Origin of the sequence: Nocardioides sp. NPDC006303 (genome assembly GCF_040613175.1) — a bacterium.
Taxonomy (GTDB): domain Bacteria; phylum Actinomycetota; class Actinomycetes; order Propionibacteriales; family Nocardioidaceae; genus Nocardioides.
Window position 1 is genome coordinate 1 of sequence record NZ_JBEXRR010000003.1, and the last position, 24,658, is coordinate 24,658.

Annotated in this window: 22 protein-coding genes and 1 pseudogene; 5 read left to right on the forward strand and 18 right to left on the reverse strand. The window is 66.6% G+C overall.

Annotation, left to right across the window (positions count from 1 at the left end):
- Positions 1-129: 129 nt before the first annotated feature.
- From ABZY89_RS03140 to ABZY89_RS03185, 10 genes are all read right to left on the reverse strand, one after another.
- The gene (locus ABZY89_RS03140; RefSeq protein WP_355224544.1) at positions 130-1,104 is read right to left on the reverse strand and encodes a helix-turn-helix domain-containing protein; all 975 of its coding nucleotides are present in this window, start codon (positions 1,102-1,104) and stop codon (positions 130-132) included.
- A gap of 113 nt (positions 1,105-1,217) precedes the next feature.
- Positions 1,218-1,928, reverse strand: a complete 711-nt coding sequence (locus ABZY89_RS03145) for an ATP-binding cassette domain-containing protein (protein ID WP_355224546.1) — start codon at positions 1,926-1,928, stop codon at positions 1,218-1,220.
- The gene (locus tag ABZY89_RS03150) at positions 1,925-3,700 is read right to left on the reverse strand and encodes an ATP-binding cassette domain-containing protein (protein WP_355224548.1); all 1,776 of its coding nucleotides are present in this window, start codon (positions 3,698-3,700) and stop codon (positions 1,925-1,927) included. The genes ABZY89_RS03145 and ABZY89_RS03150 overlap by 4 nt, the downstream gene beginning before the upstream one ends.
- Positions 3,687-4,529, reverse strand: coding sequence for a branched-chain amino acid ABC transporter permease (locus tag ABZY89_RS03155; protein ID WP_355224550.1), 843 nt, complete (start codon positions 4,527-4,529; stop codon positions 3,687-3,689). Before ABZY89_RS03155 ends, ABZY89_RS03150 begins: the two co-directional genes overlap by 14 nt.
- 26 nt (positions 4,530-4,555) lie before the next feature.
- On the reverse strand, positions 4,556-5,725 hold the full coding sequence (locus ABZY89_RS03160) for an ABC transporter substrate-binding protein (protein WP_355224552.1): 1,170 nt from the start codon (positions 5,723-5,725) through the stop codon (positions 4,556-4,558).
- Between the two features lie 260 nt (positions 5,726-5,985).
- Positions 5,986-7,131, reverse strand: coding sequence for a fumarylacetoacetase (gene fahA, locus ABZY89_RS03165; protein ID WP_355224553.1), 1,146 nt, complete (start codon positions 7,129-7,131; stop codon positions 5,986-5,988).
- A 77-nt stretch (positions 7,132-7,208) separates the two neighbouring features.
- On the reverse strand, positions 7,209-8,186 hold the full coding sequence (locus ABZY89_RS03170) for a helix-turn-helix domain-containing protein (RefSeq protein ID WP_355224555.1): 978 nt from the start codon (positions 8,184-8,186) through the stop codon (positions 7,209-7,211).
- Between the two features lie 20 nt (positions 8,187-8,206).
- Positions 8,207-8,932: an SDR family NAD(P)-dependent oxidoreductase gene (locus tag ABZY89_RS03175; RefSeq protein ID WP_355224557.1), complete on the reverse strand. Its 726-nt coding sequence runs from the start codon at positions 8,930-8,932 to the stop codon at positions 8,207-8,209.
- Complete coding sequence (locus ABZY89_RS03180; RefSeq protein ID WP_355224559.1) at positions 8,929-9,999, reverse strand: alcohol dehydrogenase catalytic domain-containing protein; 1,071 nt, start codon at positions 9,997-9,999, stop codon at positions 8,929-8,931. The genes ABZY89_RS03175 and ABZY89_RS03180 overlap by 4 nt, the downstream gene beginning before the upstream one ends.
- A 30-nt stretch (positions 10,000-10,029) precedes the next feature.
- A complete protein-coding gene (locus ABZY89_RS03185) occupies positions 10,030-10,563 on the reverse strand; it encodes a 2,4'-dihydroxyacetophenone dioxygenase family protein (protein ID WP_355224561.1) in 534 nt (177 codons plus the stop codon).
- A 308-nt stretch (positions 10,564-10,871) separates the two neighbouring features.
- Here ABZY89_RS03185 and ABZY89_RS03190 point away from each other — a divergent pair, with 308 nt between their 5' ends.
- On the forward strand, positions 10,872-12,335 hold the full coding sequence (locus tag ABZY89_RS03190) for an alpha/beta hydrolase domain-containing protein (protein WP_355224563.1): 1,464 nt from the start codon (positions 10,872-10,874) through the stop codon (positions 12,333-12,335).
- A gap of 102 nt (positions 12,336-12,437) precedes the next feature.
- Here the strand turns inward: ABZY89_RS03190 and ABZY89_RS03195 are convergent, their stop codons facing one another.
- Complete coding sequence (locus ABZY89_RS03195) at positions 12,438-12,917, reverse strand: molybdopterin dinucleotide binding domain-containing protein (RefSeq protein WP_355224565.1); 480 nt, start codon at positions 12,915-12,917, stop codon at positions 12,438-12,440.
- Positions 12,918-13,402: 485 nt separating this feature from the next.
- Here ABZY89_RS03195 and ABZY89_RS03200 point away from each other — a divergent pair, with 485 nt between their 5' ends.
- Positions 13,403-14,830, forward strand: coding sequence for an APC family permease (locus ABZY89_RS03200; RefSeq protein ID WP_355224567.1), 1,428 nt, complete (start codon positions 13,403-13,405; stop codon positions 14,828-14,830).
- A gap of 710 nt (positions 14,831-15,540) precedes the next feature.
- Positions 15,541-16,197: a TetR/AcrR family transcriptional regulator gene (locus tag ABZY89_RS03205; protein ID WP_355224569.1), complete on the forward strand. Its 657-nt coding sequence runs from the start codon at positions 15,541-15,543 to the stop codon at positions 16,195-16,197.
- 58 nt (positions 16,198-16,255) lie between these two features.
- Here the strand turns inward: ABZY89_RS03205 and ABZY89_RS03210 are convergent, their stop codons facing one another.
- Positions 16,256-17,599, reverse strand: a complete 1,344-nt coding sequence (locus tag ABZY89_RS03210) for an aspartate aminotransferase family protein (RefSeq protein WP_355224571.1) — start codon at positions 17,597-17,599, stop codon at positions 16,256-16,258.
- A gap of 170 nt (positions 17,600-17,769) precedes the next feature.
- Here ABZY89_RS03210 and ABZY89_RS03215 point away from each other — a divergent pair, with 170 nt between their 5' ends.
- Both ABZY89_RS03215 and ABZY89_RS03220 read left to right on the forward strand, forming a co-directional pair.
- On the forward strand, positions 17,770-18,546 hold the full coding sequence (locus tag ABZY89_RS03215) for an SDR family oxidoreductase (RefSeq protein WP_355224573.1): 777 nt from the start codon (positions 17,770-17,772) through the stop codon (positions 18,544-18,546).
- 154 nt (positions 18,547-18,700) lie between these two features.
- Positions 18,701-19,063, forward strand: coding sequence for a thioesterase family protein (locus ABZY89_RS03220; RefSeq protein ID WP_355224575.1), 363 nt, complete (start codon positions 18,701-18,703; stop codon positions 19,061-19,063).
- Between the two features lie 70 nt (positions 19,064-19,133).
- Here the strand turns inward: ABZY89_RS03220 and ABZY89_RS03225 are convergent, their stop codons facing one another.
- From ABZY89_RS03225 to ABZY89_RS03250, 6 genes and pseudogenes are all read right to left on the reverse strand, one after another.
- Entirely contained in the window at positions 19,134-20,630 is a 1,497-nt protein-coding gene (locus ABZY89_RS03225) for an NAD(P)/FAD-dependent oxidoreductase (protein ID WP_355224577.1), read from the reverse strand.
- Positions 20,627-21,532 (reverse strand): alpha/beta hydrolase, encoded by a 906-nt coding sequence (locus ABZY89_RS03230; RefSeq protein WP_355224579.1) that lies wholly within the window; start codon positions 21,530-21,532, stop codon positions 20,627-20,629. Before ABZY89_RS03230 ends, ABZY89_RS03225 begins: the two co-directional genes overlap by 4 nt.
- A gap of 28 nt (positions 21,533-21,560) precedes the next feature.
- A complete protein-coding gene (locus tag ABZY89_RS03235) occupies positions 21,561-22,697 on the reverse strand; it encodes an alcohol dehydrogenase catalytic domain-containing protein (protein ID WP_355224580.1) in 1,137 nt (378 codons plus the stop codon).
- Positions 22,698-22,722: 25 nt separating this feature from the next.
- Positions 22,723-23,088 (reverse strand): SDR family oxidoreductase, encoded by a 366-nt coding sequence (locus ABZY89_RS03240; RefSeq protein WP_355224582.1) that lies wholly within the window; start codon positions 23,086-23,088, stop codon positions 22,723-22,725.
- Positions 23,085-24,113: a phosphotransferase gene (locus tag ABZY89_RS03245; RefSeq protein WP_355224584.1), complete on the reverse strand. Its 1,029-nt coding sequence runs from the start codon at positions 24,111-24,113 to the stop codon at positions 23,085-23,087. Before ABZY89_RS03245 ends, ABZY89_RS03240 begins: the two co-directional genes overlap by 4 nt.
- Before the next feature lie 381 nt (positions 24,114-24,494).
- Positions 24,495-24,650: pseudogene (locus tag ABZY89_RS03250) on the reverse strand (acetyl-CoA C-acyltransferase); the annotation flags it as partial.
- Between the last annotated feature and the right edge of the window lie 8 nt (positions 24,651-24,658).

The following is a 24,658-nucleotide window of genomic DNA, read 5'->3' on the forward strand; positions in this document are numbered from 1 at the left end:
GCTCAAGCGCGAGGTGCTGCCGGAGAACATCGCCAACGCCGTCTTCGTGCTCTGCGGCCCCGACCTGACCCACACCACCGGTCTGCACGTCCCTGCGCAGGCGTCGGCCACCTTTCCTTGTGGATCAGATCAGGCGTCGTGAACGGCTTCGGCGCGGAACTGACGCGGCGAGGCACCGTAGGCGGCCTTGAACACCCGCGAGAAGTGTGGCGCGTCCGGTAGGCCCCAGCGGGCACCGATCTCCGAGACAGACCGCCCTGAGTGCACCGGATCGGTCAGCATCCTGCGGCAGTGCTCGAGGCGTCGCGTACGGATCCAGGTCGACACGCTGCTGCCTTCGGTCTGGAACAGCTGATGGAGCTGGCGCACCGAGATGTAGTGGGCTGCGGCGATCTGGCCCGGCGACAGCGAGTCGTCGTCGAGGTTGGCTTCGATGAAGTGTTTGATCTGGCTCAGCAGTCTCCGCCGCGGCTCGTTGGCGCCTTCCAGTCCGATGTCGAGCTCGCTGGCGAACAACGTGGTGACCAGGTCGATCGTCGTGTGAGCGAGGCGGAGCGCCGACACGCCGTGGAGCGACTCGAAGTTCTTGGCCATCCTCAGGAGGAACGGGCTGACCACCTGGCACAGCGCGAGGTCGGCCGGCAGCCGGGTGGCGGTGAGCTCGCTGAGGTCCTCGGTCGACAGGTCGATGGATGTCCGGGGAAACATCAGCACGATGTGCCGCATGTAGTCGTCGGACAGCAAGGTGTAGGGCCGGGTGGTGTCGTAGATCGCGATGTCACCGGGAGTCAGCAGGGCTTCCTTGCCGTCCTGGAGCAGCAGGCTGCTGCCGCGCAGCTGCATGGAGAGCTTGTAGAAGTCACGGCCGGACCGTGCCACCAGCTCCGGGGTGCGGATGACCGCATGTTGGCTCACCCTGATGTCGAACATCGCCAAGCGGTCGATCCGTTTGGCGCGCAGGTCGCCGTGGAACGTGTCAGGACGATCGGTTTGTACTTCCAGCGGCACGAAACTCTCCGAGACGTGGCTGCGCCAGTCGTGGAAATCGGCCGTGCTGAATGTCTCGACTCCGTTGGACGTCCCCGGCATGCTGTCCACCGTCATGGAACCTCCGGTGTGGTTGATATAGCCAAGCATGCCTCACGTGGTGTGACGGATGCCACAATCTGCTGGAATTCAGCGCATGACGTCACTAGGCATGCGCGCTGCGACAAGTTTCAGGCCCGAGCCGCCGACGTCCCCATGTAGCTGCTGTGCAGCAGATCCGGATCGTCCACCAGCGCCTGGGCAGTGCCGGAGTACGTCAGTCGCCCACCGGCGATGACGGCCGCTCCGGTCGAGATCCCCAGCGCCATCTGGGCGAACTGCTCGACGAGCAGAACGCCCATGCCGTCCTCGGCAAACGCCGTCATCATGGGCAGCAGGCGCCCGAAGACCGCCGGTGCCAGGCCCAGCGACATCTCGTCGACGAGCATGAACCGCGGTGCGGTGACGAGTGCACGAGCCAGCACCAGCATCTGCTGCTCACCACCCGAGAGCAGGGTCGCGTCGCTGTCTCGGCGCTTGGCAAGCTCCGGGAACAGGTCGAAGGCACGCTCGATCTCGGCTGCGGATCGGGTCGCGACCCTCAGGTTCTCCATCACGCTCAGCGAGCCGAAGACCGTACGCCCCTGCTCGACGTGCACGATGCCGAGGCGCCGCCTTTCGACCTTGCTGAGCTTGGTGATGTCGTGGCCGTCGCAGCTGATCGCGCCTCCCGACGTCGCGACGAGCCCGGACACGGCCTCGAGGAGCGTCGTCTTGCCCGCGCCGTTGGGGCCGACGAGTGTCGTCACCTCACCGGGGCGTACGCGGATCGTGACATCGGAGACGATCCGCCCTCCTGAGCGGTCGACGCACACGCCGTCGAGGAACAGCTCGCTGCTCATACCGTCACCTCTCCCATGTAGGCCTTCATCACAGCGGGATCTCGCAGCACCACTTCGTGGGGGCCGGCAGCGATGACGCGGCCGAAGTTGAGGACCACCAGCGATGTGCAGACCGACCTCACCAGGTCGAGGTCGTGCTCGATGAGCAGCACCGAGGTGCCGAACTTCGCAGGCACGGCCTGCAGGTGCTGGCCGAACCGGAGGTGCTCCTCGTGAGACAGCCCCGCCGCAGGCTCGTCCAGGAGCAGGACGCGGGGTCGGCTCAGCACGTGCGCCGCAACCTCCACGAGGCGACGCGTGCCCAGGTCGACATCCGCCAGGCGAGCGTGCGCAGGCGGGCAGCCGAAGTGGCTGAGGACCGCGTTGATCTCCGAACGGCTGTGCCGGCCGCGAGCCACGAGGCGTACGAATGCTCCGACGGTAATGCCCGGCGGGACCCGGTCCTGTTGGAACGTGCGCCGCAGCCCGGCTCGAGCCCGCCCGGTCGGACGCATCCGGGTCAGGTCCCGATCGTCGAGGTCGATGCTTCCCGACGCTGGGACGGTGAATCCGGTGAGCACGTCGACGAGTGATGACTTGCCTGCGCCGTTGGGCCCGATCAGGCCGATGATCGCCCCCTGCGGGATGTCGATGTCGACATCGTCAAGGGCGGTGACCGCGCCGAACGACAGCGTGATGCCTCGCGCCCGAAGGGCCACGGCGCCGGCATCGGCGCGATCCGGAGGCGGTGACGACGACCCGAGCCCGCCATCGTCAGGGGAACCCTCTTCGGATGGCTCCGGCCCAGAAGCTGCACTGCCAGGCAGATGGCGCCGGCCCAGCATCTTCTGGATGTTGTCCCCGATGCTGTTTCCGGAGGCGACCGCCTGGATGCCGGCCAGACCGAAGACCACGAGCGCCCAGTCCTGCGGGATGCCCCAGGACTTGAACAGCTCCGGGATGCCGACCCACAGAACACCGCCGACCACCGCGGCGCTGACAGCCTGCGCACCGACCAGGACGGCGAGCACGTACAGAGCGAGCGACGAAGTGGGTTCGAAGCTGCTCGGGTAGAGGACGCCGACCTGGCCGGCCGTCACTCCCCCGCTGATCCCGGCAAGCAGCGCACTGATGCCGAAGGCAGTCGTCTTCGCGTACGGAACGCTTACGCCGGCCGCAGCGGCGCCGCGTTCGGAGTAGGCCACAGCACGCCAGCTCGAGCCGAGCCTGGTCCGATCGAGGTAGGCGACCAGCAGCCCCGACGCGATCAGGAATGCCGCGGCGAGCACGAAGTAGTCCTCGTCGGAGACGGCTGCCATCGGGCGATCGATGTACAGGCCCTCGTTGATCCCGGGGAACTGGGTGAGGCCGAGGGTCAGTCGAAGCGCGGCCGCGAACCCGAGAGTGACCACGGCCAGGTTGACGCCGCGCAGACGCAGGGCGGGAATGCCGATCACGACTCCGACGAGCCCGGCCGCCGCGCCGCCGAGGATGACCCACACGATGAACCCGCCGGGCGCCTGCCACTCATTGAGCTGGGCCACGACGGCCGCGCCCACGGCGGCGAACGACAGCTGGCAGAGCGAGATCATGCCCGCACGTCCGGAGACGACACCGATGCCGACCAGCGCGATGGCGGCTGTGACGACACTGATGCCGAGGAACACCATGTACGGCGACAGCACCCGGCTGCCGACAACCGCCGCCACGAGTGCGAGGACTGCCAGGGCCGCCGGGACGAGCGGCGAATCGCCCAGGGCAGACCTTGTGGGCGCGCTTTCAACGTGCGGCATCCCATACCTCCTTACGCTCGCTCCACAGCAGGAGCACGAGGATCGCGACGAATGGAATCCAGAACTTGAGGACGGAGAGATCGTTGAACTGGGCCAAGGCGCCTTGCAGCATCCCGAGCCCGATGCCGCCGGCGACCGCCAGCCACACCGAGCGGAATGCGCCGAGCAGGGCAGCCGCGGCCGATGGCACGACCAGCATCGACAACGAGTACTGATCGTTCGTCTGTGTTGGGGCGACGAGGGCCACGGCGATGGCCGCGACCAGGCCCGTCGCCATCCACACCCCGATCGTGAGCATCCGGGACGGGACTCCCAGCAGCTCCGCGGTCGTCGGTCGTTCGGCGAGAGCGCGGAGAAGTACGCCCACGTCGGTCTTCCTGAGGAGCACGGTCGCCACGGCAGCGGTGAGGAGCGCCATCGAGCACATGATCAGGCCGACCCAGGTCACGACGGTTCCGCCGACCTCGAACGCGGCGCCATGGACGATCGGGGTGATGGTCTTCGGCTTCGTGCCGAACGCGATGAACGACGCCGACAGCGTGAGCAGAAGGGCAGCGATCGAGACGGCGGATCGCCTCGTGATGTCGGCCTCCGGCATCCACTTCGCGATGACCGCGCCGAGGATGCCAGAGCCGACTGTTCCCACAAGCACTCCGCAGACGATCGCCAACGAGACCGGCAGGCCTCGATCGGCGAGCGTCACTGCCGCGTACGTGCCGAACATCGCGAAGGCGACCTGCGCGAAGTTCACCACCCGCGCCAGTTGTGCCATCAGTGTCAGGCAGACGGCCACCGTGGCGTAGAGGCCGCCGAGCGCGAGCCCGCTCATTGCTCCTGAGAACACCGCAGCCTCGCTTAGTTCTGCTCGACGACGAGCCAGTCGTCGGCTGCGTTCGACCACGCACCGTTCTTCAACATCACCGGGAAGCCGGCGTGGTTGGGGTTGTGGCTGTCACCGGTCCCGAACTCGTACGGCGTGCCGACCATCTCGTTGTCGATCGGCTCCATGGTCTGCAGCGCCTTGGTTACCGACTCTCGGGTGATGTCACCCTTGATCGACTTCAGCACCTCGACCAGGTAGGTGGCCGAGAGGTAGCCGCCCTGGGAGAAGGATGTCAGCGCCAGCTCGTTCTTCGTCATCAGGTCGCGCCAGTCCTTGTTGGCCGTGGCGTTGGCGTCGGTGAACGGCAGGAACTCCGCGGGCAGATAGACCTTCTGACCCGCCGGCGCTGCCTTGGCGAACTGCTCGGAATAGACCGAGGTCAGGAACAGCCACGTGACGTCGGAGATGCTCTGCGCCGTCGCTGCCTTGAGCAGGCCCAGCGCATCAGGCTCGACGAAGTTCGTGAAGACGGCGTCGCAGCCCTCCTTCTTGATCTTCACCGCTTGGGGCGTGTAGTCGGCATTGCCGTAGGGAACGCTGTCGTCGAAGAAGACGAGCTCCTTGCCGGTCGCCTTGCTCCACGCGTCGATGGACGCCTGGTAGGCGGGCTTGGTCGCGCCGGTGATGGAGACGAACCCACAGATCTTCTTCAGGCCGAGGTTCTCCGATCCGATCGTCAGCGTCATCTGCGAGTCGAGGAACGGGCCGGCGTTCACGGGTGCCATCACCGGGCTGGAGAAGCAGCCCGGTCCGACGCCGGTGCCGACGACATTCATGATCTTCTGCTGCTCGTAGAACTTGCCGTTGACGTCGCAGTCGACCAGGCTCGCGCCGCCGACCAGCGCGACGGCCTCCTTCGTGGCGACGAGCTCGCGCGCCAGCTGCGTCGCGGTCGCGGGGTCGGCCTTGTCGTCCGCCGCCGTGTACTCGATCTTGCGGCCGTTGATGCCGCCGTCGGCGTTGACCCGGTCGAATACCGCCTTCGCTGCAGCAGATGCCTCCGGGAACGTAGCCGGGCCGCTGAGGGCGTTGACCGAGCCGAGGACGATGGGATCGTCGGAGCCGGAGCTTCCGGCGCTGCCACCGCAGCCGCTGAGTCCAGCAGCGGCCAGGGCCGTCGCGAGGACGATGATTCGCTTCATGTTGATGAGCCTTTCGATAGGACACCGGAACTCGATCAGCGCCAGCGTCCTCGCCAAGGTAGAAAGAAGTGACCCTTCCGGGCTTGGCTGAGCGGGTAGGGAAGTTGACACTGCGGGCACGCCGGGCATGCGGGGGATGAAGAACGGGTGCGACTCCGCGCGGGGTGGAGACAGAGGCAGTCAACGTGACCGGCGTCACGTGCGTCTTCCGCGAATCGGACATCTGACTTGCCGGATTCGGACATCCGAGGGCTGTCCCCTCAGCGACTGCCGATCGTGCCTTCGACCTCACCGAATGTGATCGCGCCGGCCGTGGCGCGCAGCGTGACGGTGTCGCCGTCCTGCAGATACGTGCGGGTGGCGCCGTCGGCGACGGTGAACGGCTGGGCGCCGCCCCAGGACAGCTCCAGCAGTGATCCGCGCTGATCGCGGTCGGGGCCCGAGATCGTTCCGGATCCGTAGAGGTCACCCGTACGCAGTGACGCGCCGTTGACCGTCATGTGGGCGAGCATCTGGGCCGGTGACCAGTACATCGAGGCGTAGGGCGGCCGTGACACCACCGTGTCGTTGATGACGACCTCGAGGTCGATCGCGTAGCCGGCAGGTTCGGCGACCCGCAGGTAGTCCAGCGGCTCGGGATCCTGTCCAGGCAGCGGCACGCGGGCATCCTGGAGCGCCGCGAGCGGGGTGACCCACGGCGAGATCGACGTCGCGAACGACTTGCCCAGGAACGGACCCAGCGGGACGTACTCCCAGGCCTGGAGGTCGCGGGCCGACCAGTCGTTGAGCAGTGTGACGCCGAAGACGTGGTCGGCGAACGCGTCCGCGGACACCGGCTGCCCCAAGGCGCTGGGCATCCCGACGACGAACCCGAGCTCGGCCTCGATGTCGAGCGCCTGCGACGGCCCGAACCCCGGCCGCCCGTCAGCTCCGGGACGGCGCTGACCGTGAGGTCGCACGATCGGTGTGCCCGAGGGGACGACCGTGCCGGCACGACCGTGGTAGCCGACTGGGAGGTGACGCCAGTTGGGCAGCAGCGGTTCGGCGTCGGGCCGGAAGATCTTGCCGACGTTCGACGCATGATCGAGCGAGGCGTAGAAGTCGACGTAGTCGGCCACCGCGAACGGCATCCGCGGCTCGATCTCGGCCAGCGGGATGCGACCGGCGGAGGAGGTGAACAAGGTGCTCTGCAGCCATGCACGTACGGCCGACCACGTGCCCGGTCCGGCAGCCATCAACGGCGCGAGTTCCGGACCAGCGAGCACCGAGGGGTCGAAGGACGGCGTCGAAGACGCAGCCAGCGACGCAAGGTCGACCACCTCGTCCTCGAGGCGTACGACCACGAGCTGCCGGCCCTGGTGCGTGACGACGCCGTAGGGCAGATGGTCCAACCCGAAGCCACTCATGCGATCAGCCTGTCAGCACGACGCGCCCTCAGCCTTGAGCGTGTGCGCAGGCCACTGGGCATTCCACGCATGCTTGGCTAGGTGCCGTCGCGTGAGGGTCCTCCGGGCAAGGGGCGAACGGACCCGCGGTCCTCCGACGGCGTGCGGCCGAATCGAGCTCGGAACAACCTGGTGAAGTGCGCCTGCGATGCGAAGCCCCAGCGTCCGGCGATGTCGGCGATCCGGTGCCCTTCCATGGAGGGCGAGGTGAGGTCCAGACGGGCCGCCTCCAGTCGACGTCCCTGGATGTACTGCGCAACCGTGGTGCCCTCGGTGGCGAAGGCACGGTTGAGGTGACGCGAGGTGACCCCCACGGCGTGCGCGACTCGATCCGTGCAGAGGTCGAAGTCCCCCAGGTGGGTGGCGATGAACTCCTTGGCCGACAGCAGGTGAGCCGCACCGTTGGGCGTCCCCTTGCCCGCCGTCATCGTTCCCAACAGGTCGAGCAGATGATCGCCGGTCGAGTGTTGAGCCGCGCCAGGATCCTCCACCAGCCCGAGCAGCATCCGCCTGAGCGCACGGGCGGTCACCGCTGCCGGCCCGACCCCGTCCGCGGCGACCTTGAGCGGCACCCCGGGCGTGGGCGCGCAACGTTCTTCGAAGACCGACCTGGGTACGTCGACGAGGATCTGGCGCATGGTGCTGCTGAAGCCGAACAGGTACGGCACGTCCGTCTCGTACACGATCACGTCGCCGGCGCCGAGGGTTGCGCACCCCTCCGCGTGGTAGAAGAACGCGCTGCCTTCGAGCAGGACCGAGGCGAAGACGGCGTCCTTCGGCCGTTTCCGAACGAGTTGAGGCGCCCGCTCGATGACATGGGCGTTGCCCGCGATGTTGGCGACCCGAAAGCCGCCGACATCGAGATTGAGCTCGCTGGCGACCAGACCCTCGGCGACGTACGACGAACAGGTCAGCCCCACGAGTGCCTCGGCGTTGTAGTGCTCCCAGAACGCCAGGCGATCCTGCGGCTCGATCCCGGCTGTCGAGACGGACGAGACGACGGAGGCTGCTGTCATGGCGTACTCCTCTCGGGTCTTCAGATCGTCAGGTATCCGCCGTCCACCGGTAGGACGACTCCCGTGACGTAGGCGGCAGCGGGCGAGGCCAGGAAGACGTACGCATCCGCCACGTCCGCAGGGGTCCCCCACCGGCTGATCGGGAGACGCGACATCACCGCCGCGGATGCCTGAGGGTCTGCCTGCAGTCCCTGCGACAGCGGCGTGTCGATCCAACCGGGAGCGATCGCATTGACCCGGATCCCCTCCCCGGCGTACTCCGCCGCCAGCGAGCGCGTGAGCTGGGCGATCCCGCCCTTGCTGGCGCTGTAGGCCGGTCGGTCGGCGGCGCCGAAGTAGCTGTACATCGAGGCAGTCGTCACGACCGAGCCACGGCGCTGCGCCAGTAGCGGCCGAGCCGCTTCGGCCACCCGCATGGTCGCCCCGAGGTTGACTGCCAGCACCTGGGCGAAGACCTCGAGGTCGTACTCGTCGCGATCGCGGCTGATCCCCGCGCAGCACAGCAGGACGTCGAGTGCGGGCACGCCGGACATGAAGGCGGACACCGCATCGGCGTCGGTCACGTCCAACTCTACCACGCGTACACGCTCATGCACCGGGATATGAGGACTTCGGGCACCCAGTCCCACGGCCAGGACGTCGGCCCCGAGCTCGGCGAATCGAAAGGCCGCTCCGGCACCGATCCCGGACGTCCCTCCTGTCACCAGAACGGTCCGGCCCTCGAACAGGTTGCTCTGCCAGCTCATGGTCGTTTCACTCTCTCGCAGTGGATCAAGGTCTTGATGCCTTCACCGGGGTCCGATGCCATCCGCACCAGGGCGTCCGGCCCCTCGTCCAGCCCGACCACACCGGTCACGAGGGCGGACAGGTCGAGGCGGCCGTCCGCGCACATCGCGATGAGCTCGTCGTGGCAGTCGCGGTAGCCCACGCTCGTGGTGATGGTCTGCTCCTTGTTGAGCAGGCGGAACGCCGGCACGACGAGCTCGTCGACGAGGCCGAGGAGGAGCAGCTCTCCTCCGGTCCGCAGTCCGGCGAGTGCCAGGTCGAAGGTCTGCTGGCTCCCGACGACCTCGAACGCGACGTGGACGCCGACCCCGTCAGTTGCCTGGCCCACCGCGCCGGCGGCGTCATCGTCCGGCGAGAGGACAACGCTTGCGCCGAGCTTGGCGGCGAGCTCGCGTCGAGCGGGGCGAGGATCGATTCCGATCACCACTGCGGCGCCCTTCTCACGCAGAAGTGCGCACACGAGCAGTCCCACCGGACCCAGCCCCACGACGAGGACCGCCTGTCCCGCGGCAAACGTCGACCGACGGATGCCGTGCAACGCGACCGCCGCCGGCTCGAGGACGGCGGCCGCGGCGAGATCGAACCCGTCGGGCAGCGGTCGCGCCATGTACTCGGGCACGACGGCGTACTCGGCCATTCCACCATCGCCCATCAGACCGGCGAAGCCGAATGCCGCGCATACCTCGTAGCGACCCTCCCGGCAGGCGGTGCACGTCCCGCAGCGGTAGTTCGGCTCCACCGCGACCCGGGTGCCGAGCGGCAACGCGTCCACGCCGGTCCCCACCGCGACCACCGTGCCGGAGAACTCGTGCCCCAAGGTGATCGGCGCCATCGTTCCCGACAGTGCATGTGGGGTGCTCACCGGAATGGCGTGCGGGCCGTCGGCGATCTCGTGGAGGTCGCTCCCGCACACACCGCAGTAGGCGACCGCCAACAACACCTCACCGTCGCCGGGCGGCGAGATGTCGACGGTCTCCAGCCGGAGGTCACCAGCCGCATGCCATCGGACCGCGCCTGCTGTCGTCATTGGTGTGCCTGGGTCCTGAGCTTCGGGCGCTCAGCGGATCAGGGTGTCGACGTAGTCGGCGCCGATCCCCACCTTGTCGTAGTGGTCCCGGCAGAGCGCCAGGTAGTCATGCACGTCGAAGTGACCGTCGCTGTTGCCGTCCTCGTCGAGCCAGATCAGCGGGCCGGTGACCACGAAGAAGCAGCGCATCGGCTCATCGGACTCGTACGCCACGAGGGTGTGCCCCTCGCCCGGGGTCTCGTAGACGAACGACCCTTCGGTCGCTGTCCACGGCTGCTCGAGGTATCCCCACTTGCCGCTGATCGTGTAGGCGAACACCTCGTGCGGGTGGTAGTGCCGGTTGACCAGGCCGGCGGACTTGGCCCACAGGACATCGGCCCAGCGGTTGTCGCGAGGAGAGATCCACAGGGGGCGGGAAGCGACGGTGTCGCTGAAAGGCACGTAGTAGCGCTCGTCCTCGACGGGCGCGAACTGGTGGAAGACCTCCGGCTGGGCGTCGGGCTTGAGGGCGTTCTCGATCGGCTTGAGGTCGCGCCAGAATTCCGAACCAGGTGTATCAGGCATGATCGTCGATCCTTTCGAAGTGCGGGCGTCACGCGGTGCGGCGACGTACGCAGTCAACGTGACCGGCGTCACCCGCGTCTTCCACGAACCGGACATCCGATTTGCCGGTCCTGGACATTGTGATGTCCGCCCGCGCGCACCCACTTGCTGCACCACGCACGGCTGTTGATCGCGGGCGCACGACTTGGCTGGCGGTGAAGACCCCAACTTCCCGCCCGACTCAGACTCCCCATGTGTCGCGGGCCGCTCGCCGAGCGGCGAGCCCACGCCTGTCTCGAGGCGCTCCCGCAAACAGGAAGAGGATTGTGATGTCCACACTGCACAAGACGTTGTCAGGGGTGAGCGTTCGCCGAGCTGCGCTGTTGCTGCTGCCGGTAGCTCTCGCCGGGGCCATGATCGCCGTGCCGCCGGCGACCGCGCAGGCACCGAGTCCGGTCGCTGTGCCCGCCGCAACCCTGTCGGAGGTCGACGTTCCCGGGACGTCGCCGATGTCGGCGACGGCCGTTGACCTCGCGGCCGCGGGTTACACCGCTCGCGAGTTCTACGCGGAGGGCCAGGCCAGCCGGTACGCCGGCGCGACTCCGGGCACCTTGACGACCGCCTCCGCGTTGGACGGCGGAAATCCTTATCGCACACGCGTGATGGTGCGTTACCCGAAGGCCGACAAGTTCAACGGAACGTTGGCCGTGGAGTGGACCAACGTCACCATCGGGGTCGACTTCGAGTTCGCTGCCGCCGAGGCCTCTGAGTACCTGCTCCGCGAGGGCTACGCGGTCGCGGTCGTCTCCGCACAGCGCGTCGGTGTCGAGCGGCTGAAGACCTGGAGCCCCGCGCGCTACGCCGGACTCTCGGTCGACGTCAACAAGTGCGGCGACGACGGGGCGTCGCTGTGCCCCGGAGACCCGCTGTCGTACGACATCTTCGCGCAGGTCACCCAGGCGCTGAAGGACAACGCCGGTGGCGCGGCCGCTCCGATGCCGGGCCTGAAGGTCAAGGACGCGATCGCCATCGGTCAGTCCCAGTCGGCCGGCCGACTGGCTGTCTACTACAACACCATCCAGCCGCTCCACGACGTCTTCGACGGCTTCGCCCTCTGGGACCGTTCGGGCCAGCTGCGATCCGATCTGAACGTCCCGGCGATCAGCGTCAACTCCGAAGGACTCGGCGGCTCATTCGGAGGCGCCAGGTGGAGCACATCGAAGTACACCCGCAAGTGGGACATCGCCGGCGCGACGCACGCCTCGCTCTACGGCGCGGAGTACATCGAGGCGATCGCGCAGCGCGATCAGTCGATCCAGGCACCCGACGGCCAGCCGATCACCTTCTTCGAGTGGATCGAACCCGCCTGCATCAAACTCCCGCCCTTCACGACGGTGGACGTGGGTCTGGTCTACAACAAGGCCATCGACTCGGTGCGCAGCTGGTCCAGGACCGGCAAGCCCGCCGCCGCTTCACGGAGCTTCGTGACGACGGACGCAGGGACCGTCGTACGCGATGCCGACGGCAAGGTGGAAGGCGGGATCCGACTCCCCCAGTTCGTCGTGCCGACAGCTGATCAGGGAGCACTCAACGGGCCCGCATTCCCCTGCAACGTGTCCGGCTGGCACCGCTACTACTCGGACGCGGAGCTCAAGGCGATGTACAGGACACACGCCCAGTACGTCTCCAAGGTGCGGAAGGTCATCACCCCGCTGGTTCTGGAAGGCTACGTATTGCCGACGGACGCCGCGGCGGCCAATCGCGACGCTGCCCGCTCGGACGTGGCAAGGTAGCCGAGCTGGTCAGGTGGGTCGACAAGGCATAAAGGCACGACCGGCACCCACACGGCGAGCAGTCCGCAGACCAAGCAGGCGCATGGCGGGCCGCCCACCAAGTCACTTGCTCCCGGCCGGCTCGAGCCGCACGATGACGCCCTTGGAGGCTGGGGTGTTGCTGATCTCGGCGACGCTGTCCAGAGGGACGAGCACGTTGGTCTCGGGATAGTAGGAGGCCGCCGAGCCACGTGCGGCGGGGTAGGCGACCGCCCGGAACCCTTCGGCGCGTCGCTCGGTGCCGTCGGTCCACACGCTGACGATGTCGACCAGGTCACGGTCGTTCAGGCCGAGGTCAGCCAGGTCGTCGGGGTTGACCAGCACCACTCCTCGACCGTTGCGGATGCCCCGGTAGCGGTCGTTGTCGGCGTACGGGATGGTGTTCCACTGGTCGTGGGACCGCAGGGTCTGCAGGACCAGATGACCCGGCGGTGCCTGGAGGTGAACGAAGTCGTTACGGGTGAAGACGGCCTTGCCGCTAGGAGTGGGAAAGACACCGCTGTTGACCGGGTTCGGCAACCGGAACCCACCAGGTCGGGCCACTCGTCATGCCAGGCTGGTTGTTCTGGGTCACAGGACATAGCCAGCAGGGGTCGCGATCCGACGACTCCGCCTGCTATACGACAGCGGGAAGAATCCCCAGCAACTGGAGTTCCCGAAATGCTCGCACCGGCACTGCCCCTTCCCCCGTTCACGCGTGACAACAACAACTTCGCACCGCTATGGCGATCAATCGTTAGGCACCTTCTCGAAATCGCGAGCAACCTTTCACGCGCCCCTCGGGTCCACCAAAATTGCCGCCTCCCCAGGAAGACTCCGGGGACCCCAGCGCTTCTTGTCTCTCCGCTAAATCGAACTTCTTACCATCTGGAGACCCAAAACCCTTGACCGGAGATCATTTCTCCCTCACGATCGTTCGGGTAGGTGACGTGACTTACATCTCTCGGCCTCGGCACCTGTCGCGACCTGCCGCCCCCTTCAACAGCTGGGAGAGACCAATGATCGACACACCCCCCGCAGGAACCAGCGTGACTGTCGCGAACGACCAGCAGAGGCTGCGAGGACGCCTCGGCGTCGTCGGACTCGTTTTCACAGTCCTCGCCTACAACGCCCCGCTCGCCGTGATGGCGGGGTTCGCCCCGCTTGTCATCGGCCTGGGCAACGCCTCCGGCGCTCCCACCACTTTCCTGGTACTGGGCGTCTTGCTGATGCTGCTGGCCGCCGGCCTGGTCGCCATGAGCCGGTACATGACCAGCCCCGGCGCGTTCTACAGCTACATCGCCACCGGCGTCGGCAAGGCACCCGGTCTCGGTGCTGCCTTCATCGCCTTCAGCGCCTACTTCCTCATCGCGGCGGGATCGCTCATCTTCGGCGGCATCGTGGTCGGCTCACTCATCCATGACACACTCGGCGGCCCAGACATGCCGTGGTGGTTCTGGTCGATCTTCATGGGCGTGGCCACGTCGACATTCAGCATGCTGAATGTCGACCTCTCGGCCAAGGTCCTCGGCGTCGCCCTCGTCGCGGAGATGATCGTCGTCCTGGGATGGCAGGCCGCGGTCGGCATCGATCACGGGATCGGCGGCATCCACTGGAGCTCGTTCACGCCTTCAGCGTTCGGCGAAGGCAACCTGACGTTCGCTCTTGTCTTCGGCATCCTGTGCTTCACCGGTTTCGAAGCCGTCGCGGTGTTCCGCGAGGAGACGAATGACCCTATCCGCACCGTGCCCCGGGCGACGTACGCTGCCGTCCTCATCATCGCGCTGATGTACTCCCTCGGCACCTTGATGTACATCACGGCGTTCGGACCCGCGGCCGCCGTCGAGACGTCCGCGGTCGACCCCACCGGCTCGTTCGTGGGTTCAGTCCAGGACTACTTCGGAACCGCCGTCGTCGACGTCATCGCCGTCATGCTGTGCACCAGTTCCTTCGCCGGCATTCTCGCTGCGCAGAACGTCTCGTCGCGGTATCTCTACGCCCTCGGCAAGGACGGCGTGCTGCCAAAGGCACTCGGCGAGGTGCATCCCAAGCACGGATCGCCCAGGAACGCAGCGGCCGTCGTGGCGGTCGGCGTCGCCATCGTGGTCGCCATCCCTGCCTTCGCCGGCACCGCAGGCGTCCAGGCGTACGCCATCATGACTGGAATCGGAGGGTTCTGCCTGCTCGCGCTGATGACGGCAACCGCAGTCTCCATCGTCGCGTTCTTCCGGTCGGCGGGTCACGACGCCACCCTGTTCCAGTCGCTCATTGCGCCGGTCCTAGCATTCCTCGGTCTGGCGACGATCTTCGTGATGGCTCTCCGCAACATGGAGGCCGTGACCGGGCTGGCTCCGACCGGCGCGCGCATCGCGCTCGCGCTGCTTGTCGCTCTCGTCCTGGGGGGCGTCACCCTGGCGCTCTACCTGCGCCGGAAGAGCCCGGCCACGTACGCGCGCATCGGCCAGCAGGACGTCTGACTACCCCTCGCCCCTGTTCTCACAACTAACGGAACTCCATGAACAAGCCAAGTGCTCCCATGCTCGACACCAAGGTTCGTCACGAGGCCCTCGCCTACGACACCGGGTCAGTCCTTAACCAGATCAGCGGCGACTGAGCACGCACCGACACGAGAGGGGCGTGGTCTCAGCCTGACGGCTGGGACCACGCCCCTCTCCGTTCAAGCGGCCGAGTGCGCTGCCCCTCGTCGACGACGGCGACGCCGACGCCGACTGCGTCGTCCTCTTGGAGTCGTTCCTCGACGAGACGGGCCACGGGAAAGCGGATCTTGGTGTCGAACTCGCCCCGCGTGTTGAAACGCAGACGTTCGATTGAACGACACCTTCTTGATGCGTCCAATCTCTCTACCTCGACCAGGTCTCGGACATCCTTCAACCACCGACACGGTGCCTTCAATGACTGCCTCGCCGAGTGCCGGCACCTTCACTTCGATGGTGATGACGATGTTCCCCGAAGACTTAGCGAAGCGCGGGCCCGAACGACGGATGTCCGAAGACATGAAAAGTCCCTAACGATCGTTCGCACGATGGTCAATCAGCTGTGTGATTGCCCTTCCCTTTCGAGACAAAACACGCGAGACAGCCAGTCTTTGCGCTCCCCAGACAGCGCAGATGTGCGTTAGGGTGGGGCCACCTCAGCCTGATGGACGGCTGCGACGATTCGAGGATCCATGACGACTGCCCCCCAAGTCACAAGCACCGATCAGGCGTTGCTGCGGTTCCTGGTTGCGGCGAAGCCGTCGCAGTTGGAGGGCTCGGGTACTACCCGCCGCCAGATCCTCGAGACGTCGATCCGTCTGTTCGCGGAGGACGGTTACGCGGCCAGCTCCATGCGCATCATCGCCGACGCGTGCGGCATCCGGGCACCGAGCATCTACGAACACTTCGGCAGCAAGCCCGAGCTCCTGATCGCAGCGATGACGGAGGTCCTGTCCGACTTCCAGACGTTCATCCGCCAGGTCATCGACATCGACCTTCCTCACGCCGAGCAGCTCGAGCACATCATCAAGCAGCACGCGACATGGCAGGTGAAGTTCGCCGAGCGCGCTGGCGCCTGGGACTCGCTCGCCGCGGCGCACACGCTGGAGAAGCACCTGGATCCCGAGCAGGTCGAACGGTTCAACGGGTTGCGCCAACTGTATCTCGACGTCGTCACTAGCCTGGTCGCCGAGGCCTTCCCAGGCAACCACCCGGTCCTTCGCGCCCGCGCACTGATGTCCCTGTGCGACCGGACGACGTCTTGGGCCGAGGACTCCTCAGCCCCGGTCGAGCGACTGGCGGACCAGGCGTGGGTCCTTGCGCAAGCGGTTCTCACCGCCGACGTGTGACATCGGCCCCGACCCGAGATCGCCGCGTCGCACCGTCGGCTGCAGTAGCCGCGACGGTTCAGCCGAGATAGCGTCCCACTGCGGTGTCGTACGCGGAGATGACCCGCTCCAGGTCCTCGACTGTGTGCTCCGTCGACAGGAACTTGATCCCCCGAGGAGCCGCATGGACCCCCTCGGCAAGGACAAGCTCGTTGATGGCTGCGATGGGTCCGGCCTTCGACTCGGCGGCGTCGGCGTAGTTCTCCACGGGCATCTGCGGCTCCCAGAACGCCTGGAGAACTGAGCCGATCTGGTTCACCACGACAGGGATGCCGTGCTTGTCGGCCACGCGCCTCAGACCGTCTGCGAGCTGGGCGCCACGCGCCTCGAGCCGGGGGTAGAGCACCTGGGCGTTCTCGGACAGGTAATCGAGGTTCGCGATGGCCGCTGCGACGGCGAACGGCAGACCGTTGTAGGTACCACCGTGGGTGACGGGACCAGAGGTGACGCACTCCATCGCGGCTTCAGTGCCCGCAACGGCAGCCAACGGGAATCCCGCGGCGATCGCCTTGGCGAACGTGGTGAGATCCGGAGTGACTCCAAGGAGCTCCTGAGCGCCGCCGAGACCGATGCGGAACCCAGACACGACCTCGTCGAAGATGAGCAGCGCGCCGTGGCGGCGGGTCTCCGCGGCTACGTGGTCGAGGTAGCCCGGAGCGGCGTGCATCGTGCCGAAGTTGAACGGGATCGGCTCCATGATGACGGCGGCAATGTCGTCACCTCGCTCGGCCATGACCGAATCGAACTCGGCTACGTCGTTCCACGCGATGACCAGGACGTCGGTTGAGGTCGGCTGGCCGGCGATGTTGTGAACGACGGGGATCAGACCGTGTTGCTCGCCTGCGGCAGGGACCCCCGGGCTGTTGACGAAGAAGGGGTCGATCCACCCGTGGTAGTGACCTTCGAACTTCAGGATGACCCTGCGTCCAGTGGCGCCCTTCGCGATGCGAACAGCCGACTGGACCGCCTCGGAACCGGTATTGGTGAGCAGTACCTTCTCCGCAGAAGGGACGTGCTGGACGATGCGCTCGGCGAGCTCGACCTCCCCGAGGCTCTGACCGCCGAACTGGAGACCCTTGCCGAGCTGGCGAGTTGCCGCCTCGATGACTGCCTCGGGGTTGTGCCCCAGCAGCATCGGGCCCAGCGCCATGACCAGATCGACGTACTCGTTGCCGTCGACGTCGAACAGATGCGCACCCTTGCCCCGGTCGAACGCCACCGGGACTGCCCGCAGTCGCCCGCGGGAGGACATGCCACGCGGGATGACCCGTCGGGCGCGTTCCATGTGAGCGGTCGAGCCCGGCACATGAGCCAGGGCGTCAGACAGGTCGACAGGGCGCTCTCCGAAGCTCGAGATTTGCATGCACAAATCCTAACGATTGTTAGGGGTCCGGTCAACGCGTTTCATAAACCAAGACCGACCCCATCTCGCCATTTCCGCAAATGCGTCCTTGCTGTTGACGCCTAACGATCGGTAGTGTGACGCGCAGTACACTCGGCGCCTTCCGCGGCGCGAGCCTAAGGAGGCACTTCATGAACGAAGCACCCAGTGGAGTCCAGCGCGTCGCGCTAGTGACCGGCGGCGGTAGCGGCATCGGACTCTCAGCGGCTCAATTGCTGGCTCGACGGGGATACGCCGTCGTCGTCACCGGCCGCGACGAGGCCAAGCTGAAGGCAGCTGTCGGCACTCTCGACGGCAACGCCGGTTCGTACGTCACCGCGGACGTGTCCAGTTCTGCGACCGCCAAGCACCTCGTCGCCGAGGTTTACGAACGCCATGGTCGACTCGACGTCCTGGTCAGCGCTCACGGCGTCCTGGGAACGATGAAGCCATTGACCGAGCTGACCGACGCCGACGTGACGGAGGCCCTCGCCATCAACCTGGTCGGCCCCGTGGTCATGGCGGGTGCCGCTGCGCCGCTGCTGGCCGAGTCGAAGGGGTCGATCGTCAACGTCATCTCCATCAACGCGCTCCAAGCCGAGCAGGACGCCGTCCCCTACGGAGTTTCGAAGAGCGGCCTGCTCGGGTTCACTCGGTACGCCGCCGTCGAGCTCGCTGGAATCGGCGTTCGCGTGAACGCGGTCCTGCCGGGTTGGGTGCGCACGCCGATGACCGAGGAGATCTTCGGCTCGCCAGAGTTCGAGGGCCGGCCCATCAGTGCGAACCTCATGCAGCGCCCGGCCCACCCCGACGAGATCGCCCACGTCATCGGATTCCTCGCCAGCGACGAGGCAAGTTTCATGACCGGGTCGAACCTGGTCGCCGACGGCGGCCAGGTCATCAACCTGACCCCGCTCGCCCCCGTCTGAGGCCGATCGCGGGAGCGTCCGCGCGGGGGAATGGCGGCGTAGGATCGAAAGACCAACCGGGGAGGCGAACGATGTCCGATCGCTTACGGGGCCAGCGCTCGAAGAAGTCCGGGACGTTCAAGTCGTCCTGGAGCACCATGTCGGCGAGCGCGACGTGGACGATAACGGTCACCTCAGGGTACGGGGCTCCTTCGACCTGCACATGCTTGGTTGCGAGTCCTTCTTCAACCGGCTCGGGTTCGACGAGGACTACAGAGCCCACAATGGGCTCACCATCTTCAGTCTCGACGACCGGCTGACGTACGTCGACGAGGTTCGCGACGGCGAGCACGTCACGGTGCACGTGTGCGCGACGTCGGCGAGCGACTCCGTGGTGCGCGGACGGAGCGCCATCGTGAACCAGATGCGACGGGCCGTCGCGAGCGTCCTCTACTTCGTAGATGCGAGCGCGGGTCTCCATAGTCGACGTCTCGAACCGTTCGCCGACCCGTTGGCCGGCGAGTTCAGGCCGCCGTGAGACGTGGCTTCACCCGAGGCTCAGCGAAAGCAGGGAAGGGCACCGACGGCACCCCACCCTCGGCCTGTGGTCAGACCGGCATGTAGCTGTCCTCGAAGACGCGCGGGATCTGCTCTTGGAAGGAGTGGGAGTAGTCAGGCCACAACGTCGTGAGCCGGCCGTTTCGCTGGTCGATGTACCAAGTCTGACATCCGCCGGTCAACCACACGGTGGTCGCGGCCTTCTTCTCCATCTCCTCGATGAAGGCATGCTCAGCCTCACGTGCCACTTCGACGGCCGCGATGCCACGGGCTCGCATGAGATCGAGAACCCCCATGATGTGCTCGATTTGGGCCTCGAACATGTACACCTGGGAGTTGTGACCGATGCCGGTGTTCGGTCCCCCGATGAGGAACAGGTTCGGGAACCCGCTGACCGACGTGGTCTGGTAGGCCTCGGCCCCGCCGGACCAGCGCTCAGCGAGCGTACGCCCTCCGGTACCGACGATGTGGGCGGCGATAGGCGGCTCCGTCGCCTCGAACCCGGTGGCGAGGACGAGGACGTCCAACTCGTACCGACCGCCGTTCTTGCCGATGACCGCGTCTGCCTCGATGTGGGAGATGCCCTCGGCGACCAGATCGACGTTGTCGCGCATGAGCGCCGGGTAGAAGTCGCTGGACTTGAGGATGCGCTTGCAGCCGATGGCGTAGTCCGGGGTGAGCCTGGCACGCAGCTCAGGGTCAGGGACCTGCTCCTCGAGGAGGGCGAGCGCGACCTGCTCAGCCTTGGCGAGCAGCACCGGGATCGCCGCGCGCTGGGCGAATCGCTCCTCGTTCTCCCAGAACATCGATGTCCGAAGTTCCTGGAGCCTGTCCGGGTTTCGGCGATACATGCGCTTCTCCACCTCGCTGTATTGGTAGTCGCCGCGAGGCGTCACCCAGTGCGGGGTGCGCTGGAAGACGAAGAGCTTCTCCAGCTCGGGTGCGATGCGCGGCACGATCTGGATGCCCGACGCGCCCGTGCCGACGACACCGGCCCTCTTCCCTGCCAGGTCGGCCCCTGCATCCCAGCGGGCCGAGTGGAAGACGTCGCCCTTGAAGTCGCCGAGCCCTGGGATCTCAGGCAGGCGCGGCTCGGACAGGAGGCCGGCTGCGGACACCAGCACCTTGCCGCGCACCACCCCCCGACTGGTTTGGATGACCCACGTGCGGGTGTCGGCGTCCCAGGTCGCGATATCGACGTTCGCGTTGAAGCGGACGTGGGGCAGAAGGTCCTCCTCCTCCGCCGTCGCCTTGAGGTAGTCCAGGATCTCCGGCTGCTCGGAGAAGATGCTGCTCCAGTCCGGATTGAGCCGGAACGAGTACGAGTACATGTGGGACGGCTGGTCGCAGGCGGCGCCGGGGTAGGTGTTGTCGCGCCAGGTGCCGCCGACTTCGTTGGCCCGCTCGAGGATGATGAAGTCCTCGTTGCCACGTCGCTTGAGCTGGGTGCCCATCGCGAGGCCGGAGAACCCGGTACCGATGATGACGACGTCGTGGACGGTCGACCCGTCGAGGAACAAGCTGGTGTCGTTGCGCGGGTTGCTCATGCGGGCTTCCTCTCGAGTGCGGCGAGCTGGAGGACGACGTCGTCCCCGATGCGGCTTCCGCTCTTGAATGCTTCAGGCTCCCTGAGGAAGCGGTCGATCAGATGAAATAGGTGCGCGGGCCGTTCGGCGACCGAGGCGTGCCCGCCTGGAATCTCGGCGAGGGTGGACTCGGCGATGGCGCCGAACAGCTCGTAGCTGTGCTCGAGCGGGACGAGCTGGTCGCCGCGGCAGGCGATGACGAGGGTGCGGCAGGAGATCTCGACGACTCGATCGGCGATGTCCATGCGCGAGTTCATTGCCATGTGCCGGTCGGCTGACGGGCCGGCGACGTAGTCGGAGCACATTTGCAGCACCTGGGACCAAGGACGCGGACCAATGTACGGAATGGCGTTGAGGAACGCGCGCCCGTAGATGTTCATGACCATGAACTCGCGGAAGGACGTGAGATCCCGCTCGTTGTAGAGCCGGTGCCACAGGTCGAACCTCAGCCGCATCGCGTTGTCCGTCTGCGCCCACCCGTTGAGCAGGACGAGCGAGTCCACGCGGTCGGGGACGGCAGCGGCCGTGGCTGCGGCGACGCACGAACCCATCGAGTAGCCGACGAGCGTCACCGCATCGTCCGGGCATCGCTCGTCCATCACGGCAGCCACCTGCGCGACGAGGTCGTCGACCTCGAGTGGACCGTCTCCGCTGTCGCCGAGGTCGATACCGATGACCCGGCCGCGGGAGGCGAGCATCGGAAACAGGGTGAAGAAGTGCGCTTCGACCGAGCCGCCGGTGCCGTGCACCATGAGGACGACCGGTCGACCGTCGTGCTGCTCACCTGCGTCGTGGTACCCAACGACCGCGTCGCCGACCTTGACCGTGCCGGCAACCGTGCCGGGGAAAAGCTCCTGCGTCATGTGCAAACTGCCTTTCCGTCCTGCTGAATCAGAAGGTGATGACTTGGCGGATGGCGTGTCCGGCGTCGAGGCTGTCCATCGCCTCGTTCACGTCCTCGAGGGTGATGTAGGACGACACGAGCGCCTTCACGTCCAGGCGACCGGTACGCCACAGGTCCACGAACAGCGGAATGTCGCGCTCAGGGACGGCCGACCCCAAGTAGGACCCGACGATTGACTTTGCTGCAGCGGTGATGGCCAGCGGCTCTATGGACGACGTGGCGCCTGGGGCCGGCAGCCCGACTGTGACCATCGTTCCGCCGGCGCCTGTGACAGCGACCGCGGTCTCGAACGCGCGCGCATGGCCGGCAGCCTCGATGACCAGGTCAGTGGTGATGCCCTGATCGGCGGCCTCCCCCGGCGTGTACGTGTGGGTCGCGCCCAGTTCTGTGGCACGCGTAAGCTTCTCAGGCAGGTGGTCGATGGCCACGAGGCGCTCGACGCCGATCGCTTTGGCCGTGATGAGAGCAGCCATGCCGACTCCCCCTAGACCGACGACCGCGACCGATTCGTCGGGAGAGGGCCGGCGGACGTTCAGCACCGCGCCCCCGCCGGTCAGCATGGCGCAGCCGAGGATGGCTGCGACGTCGGCAGGTACGTCATCGTCAACCGCGACGACCGAGCGACGGTCGACGACGGCATAGGTGGCGAACCCGGAGACTCCGAGGTGGTGCCTGACTTGGTCCCCGGGTGCGTGCAGTCTCAGACCGCCGTCCATCAGGGTTCCGGCGCCATTCGCGGCAGACCCCCGTTCGCACGGTCGCCGCCCGTCGGTGGCGCAGCCCGCACACTCTCCGCACCTCGGTAGGAACACCATCACGACCCTCTGCCCTTGATGCAGATCCGTGACGTCGGAGCCGACGTCGTGCACGATGCCCGCAGCCTCGTGGCCGAGCAGCATCGGCAACGGGCGAGGGCGCGACCCGTTGATCACCGACAGGTCCGAGTGGCACAGGCCCGCGGCCTCTATCTCGATCAGGACCTCGTGGGGGCCGGGTGCATCAAGGGTCATCTGCTCGATTCTGAGCGGACGTGACTCCGCGTACGGCGCCGCGGTCCCAGACTCGCGCAGAACGGCACCCGTGATGGTCAGCGGGTACGTGACTGCGGTCGTTCCGTGCGTCATGCGGTGGCCTCCTTCATAGTGCAACCTAACGATCATTAGGGTACTTTGTCAACGTTCTCCCTGCCTCGGCGCCGGTTACGAAGGAGCCGTCCCCGGAGGCGAGGAACAACACACACCGCGAGACCTCATCAGGGGCAGCGCCGCGACGGAGCGGAGTCGCCCGCAGGAAGTCATCGAGCGAGTCCAGACCTAGACCCTCGAGCTCCTGGTCGAGCATCTCGGTAAACACGACGCCAGGGTGGACGCTGTTGATGCGAATGTTGTCGGGCACGCAGGTGACAGCCACGCTCTTGGTCATCAGCAGTCGGGCGTGGGCGGCGCCCATCCCGCGGGCAGCCCCGGTGACCACAGCCACCTTCCCGGCGACCCGTCCAGCCGTCCTCGTTGTCATGCGGTCGCGCGGCGCGCGGCGTCTGCGAACAGGTCGGCGTCGTCGAGTGCTGGACCGGCGACATCGAGCGCCGACCGGAAGTCCTCGCTATCTATGAGCTCAGCAATTTCGCCGAAGAAGCGCGTGCCCCACGCGGCGTAGTCGTAACCGGTCACGGGGCCGAGGACCGGTTCGGCGATGACCGACCAAGCGGCGTCCCGCGCCGCGGCGCCGAAGTACATGAGCAGGGAGCGAGCGTGATCGCACGAACGCGCCGCACCGAGGTAGGCGGTGAAGATCCTTTCAGCACCATCTCGGCCGACCTCGCCGTAGTGGACGAGCATGGCCAGGTCCGAGTACGGATTGCCCATGGCGCCGTACTCCCAGTCGACGAGCCAGGCCTTGTCCGGCTCGACGAGGTAGTTCTGCACCTGGAGGTCGTTGTGACAGAGGAGATCGGGGATGTCGAGGGAGTCGAAGATCCCCTCGACCTGGCGGAGCATTGAACATACGGCGTCGATGTCGTCAGGCAGCTCGAGGCCTTCGGTGCGCGCAACGTCGATCCACGTCTGAGTGTCCTCGAACATCGAGAAGCGACGGCCTCCGATGGGTTGGGCGTGATGCACCTTCAGGAGCGCCTCGGTGCACAGCTCCAGGATGTTGTCTTCGGCGAGGATCTCGGTCGTGAGGGTGCGGCCAGGGACGAACGCCGAAAGGCAGTGGCCTTCGGGAAGTACCGAAGCGTACAACCGCGGGGCGTAGCCGGTTGCGTAGGCGTGCCGGTGGGCGTCCAGCCCTCGGGGGCGATCGAAAAGGAAGCGATCGGTCAACTGGCCGGCAACCCGGAGAGCCATCTTTGCCTCGCCTGTCGTCACGACGAAGTTCTCATTACTTCCACCACCGTCGAGTCGCTTGACCGCCACGGCGCCGTCGAGACCCGGGGCCTCGAGCTTGGCCAGAACCTCACGCACCGCCTGGCGCGAGGCCTCACTGATGTCGTCGGCGAAGGTGAGGCGCTCCGCACTGGCTACCGGTGAATAGTTCATCTCTCATCCTCCAAGGGTTTTCCTCACTCTAACGATCGTTAGGGAGGGGGTCAACGATTCAGCGAAACGAAATGGGCCTCGAGACGCTCGCCGAACAAAGAAGCGCGCGGGCGCCGTCGTCGCACGGGCAGACGTCGCTGGCAGCGACGGTGCGGCCGAGGCGAAAGACGGGCTTGAGCTGGTTGACGGCCTCGAGCGTCACACCCGGGCCGCGGGCCGAAGGCCGGGTTGTGCCCCTCGGGTGTCGTCTAGCGACTCACGGTCTCAACACCAGCACGGAGATAGAAGTCGCCTTGCCGGCCTTGATCGCCATGGAAGCCCCCTCCCAGGGAGGGGGCAGGCTCGAGGCGCCGAGACGGTGACAGTCACGTCCGGCACGTGGTCGTCGCTCTCAGGCAGATCGAGCTCCGGCGTCCCCACAAGGCCCGCCCGCACGATCTGGACAGTGAGATCGTCGGGCCGCATGTCCTTCAGCGGACCTTTGACGGCTCGGCCGATCGGCGCGCGTGCGGTAGCAACGAATGCAGCTTCCGACATTCGGACTC

What these genes read in the sequence shown, in the direction of transcription:
- ABZY89_RS03145 (WP_355224546.1), bottom strand. Translation starts at nt 1,928, where the DNA reads ATGAGCAGCGAGCTGTTCCTCGACGGCGTGTGCGTCGACCGCTCAGGA.
- ABZY89_RS03245 (WP_355224584.1), bottom strand. Translation starts at nt 24,113, where the DNA reads ATGAACTATTCACCGGTAGCCAGTGCGGAGCGCCTCACCTTCGCCGAC.
- ABZY89_RS03160 (WP_355224552.1), bottom strand. Translation starts at nt 5,725, where the DNA reads ATGAAGCGAATCATCGTCCTCGCGACGGCCCTGGCCGCTGCTGGACTC.
- ABZY89_RS03230 (WP_355224579.1), bottom strand. Translation starts at nt 21,532, where the DNA reads ATGACGCAGGAGCTTTTCCCCGGCACGGTTGCCGGCACGGTCAAGGTC.
- ABZY89_RS03205 (WP_355224569.1), top strand. Translation starts at nt 15,541, where the DNA reads ATGACGACTGCCCCCCAAGTCACAAGCACCGATCAGGCGTTGCTGCGG.
- ABZY89_RS03155 (WP_355224550.1), bottom strand. Translation starts at nt 4,529, where the DNA reads ATGAGCGGGCTCGCGCTCGGCGGCCTCTACGCCACGGTGGCCGTCTGC.
- ABZY89_RS03180 (WP_355224559.1), bottom strand. Translation starts at nt 9,999, where the DNA reads ATGACGACAGCAGGCGCGGTCCGATGGCATGCGGCTGGTGACCTCCGG.
- ABZY89_RS03190 (WP_355224563.1), top strand. Translation starts at nt 10,872, where the DNA reads ATGTCCACACTGCACAAGACGTTGTCAGGGGTGAGCGTTCGCCGAGCT.
- fahA (WP_355224553.1), bottom strand. Translation starts at nt 7,131, where the DNA reads ATGAGTGGCTTCGGGTTGGACCATCTGCCCTACGGCGTCGTCACGCAC.
- ABZY89_RS03225 (WP_355224577.1), bottom strand. Translation starts at nt 20,630, where the DNA reads ATGAGCAACCCGCGCAACGACACCAGCTTGTTCCTCGACGGGTCGACC.
- ABZY89_RS03235 (WP_355224580.1), bottom strand. Translation starts at nt 22,697, where the DNA reads ATGACGCACGGAACGACCGCAGTCACGTACCCGCTGACCATCACGGGT.
- ABZY89_RS03185 (WP_355224561.1), bottom strand. Translation starts at nt 10,563, where the DNA reads ATGCCTGATACACCTGGTTCGGAATTCTGGCGCGACCTCAAGCCGATC.
- ABZY89_RS03210 (WP_355224571.1), bottom strand. Translation starts at nt 17,599, where the DNA reads ATGCAAATCTCGAGCTTCGGAGAGCGCCCTGTCGACCTGTCTGACGCC.
- ABZY89_RS03175 (WP_355224557.1), bottom strand. Translation starts at nt 8,932, where the DNA reads ATGAGCTGGCAGAGCAACCTGTTCGAGGGCCGGACCGTTCTGGTGACA.
- ABZY89_RS03240 (WP_355224582.1), bottom strand. Translation starts at nt 23,088, where the DNA reads ATGACAACGAGGACGGCTGGACGGGTCGCCGGGAAGGTGGCTGTGGTC.
- ABZY89_RS03150 (WP_355224548.1), bottom strand. Translation starts at nt 3,700, where the DNA reads ATGCCGCACGTTGAAAGCGCGCCCACAAGGTCTGCCCTGGGCGATTCG.
- ABZY89_RS03215 (WP_355224573.1), top strand. Translation starts at nt 17,770, where the DNA reads ATGAACGAAGCACCCAGTGGAGTCCAGCGCGTCGCGCTAGTGACCGGC.
- ABZY89_RS03170 (WP_355224555.1), bottom strand. Translation starts at nt 8,186, where the DNA reads ATGACAGCAGCCTCCGTCGTCTCGTCCGTCTCGACAGCCGGGATCGAG.
- ABZY89_RS03140 (WP_355224544.1), bottom strand. Translation starts at nt 1,104, where the DNA reads ATGACGGTGGACAGCATGCCGGGGACGTCCAACGGAGTCGAGACATTC.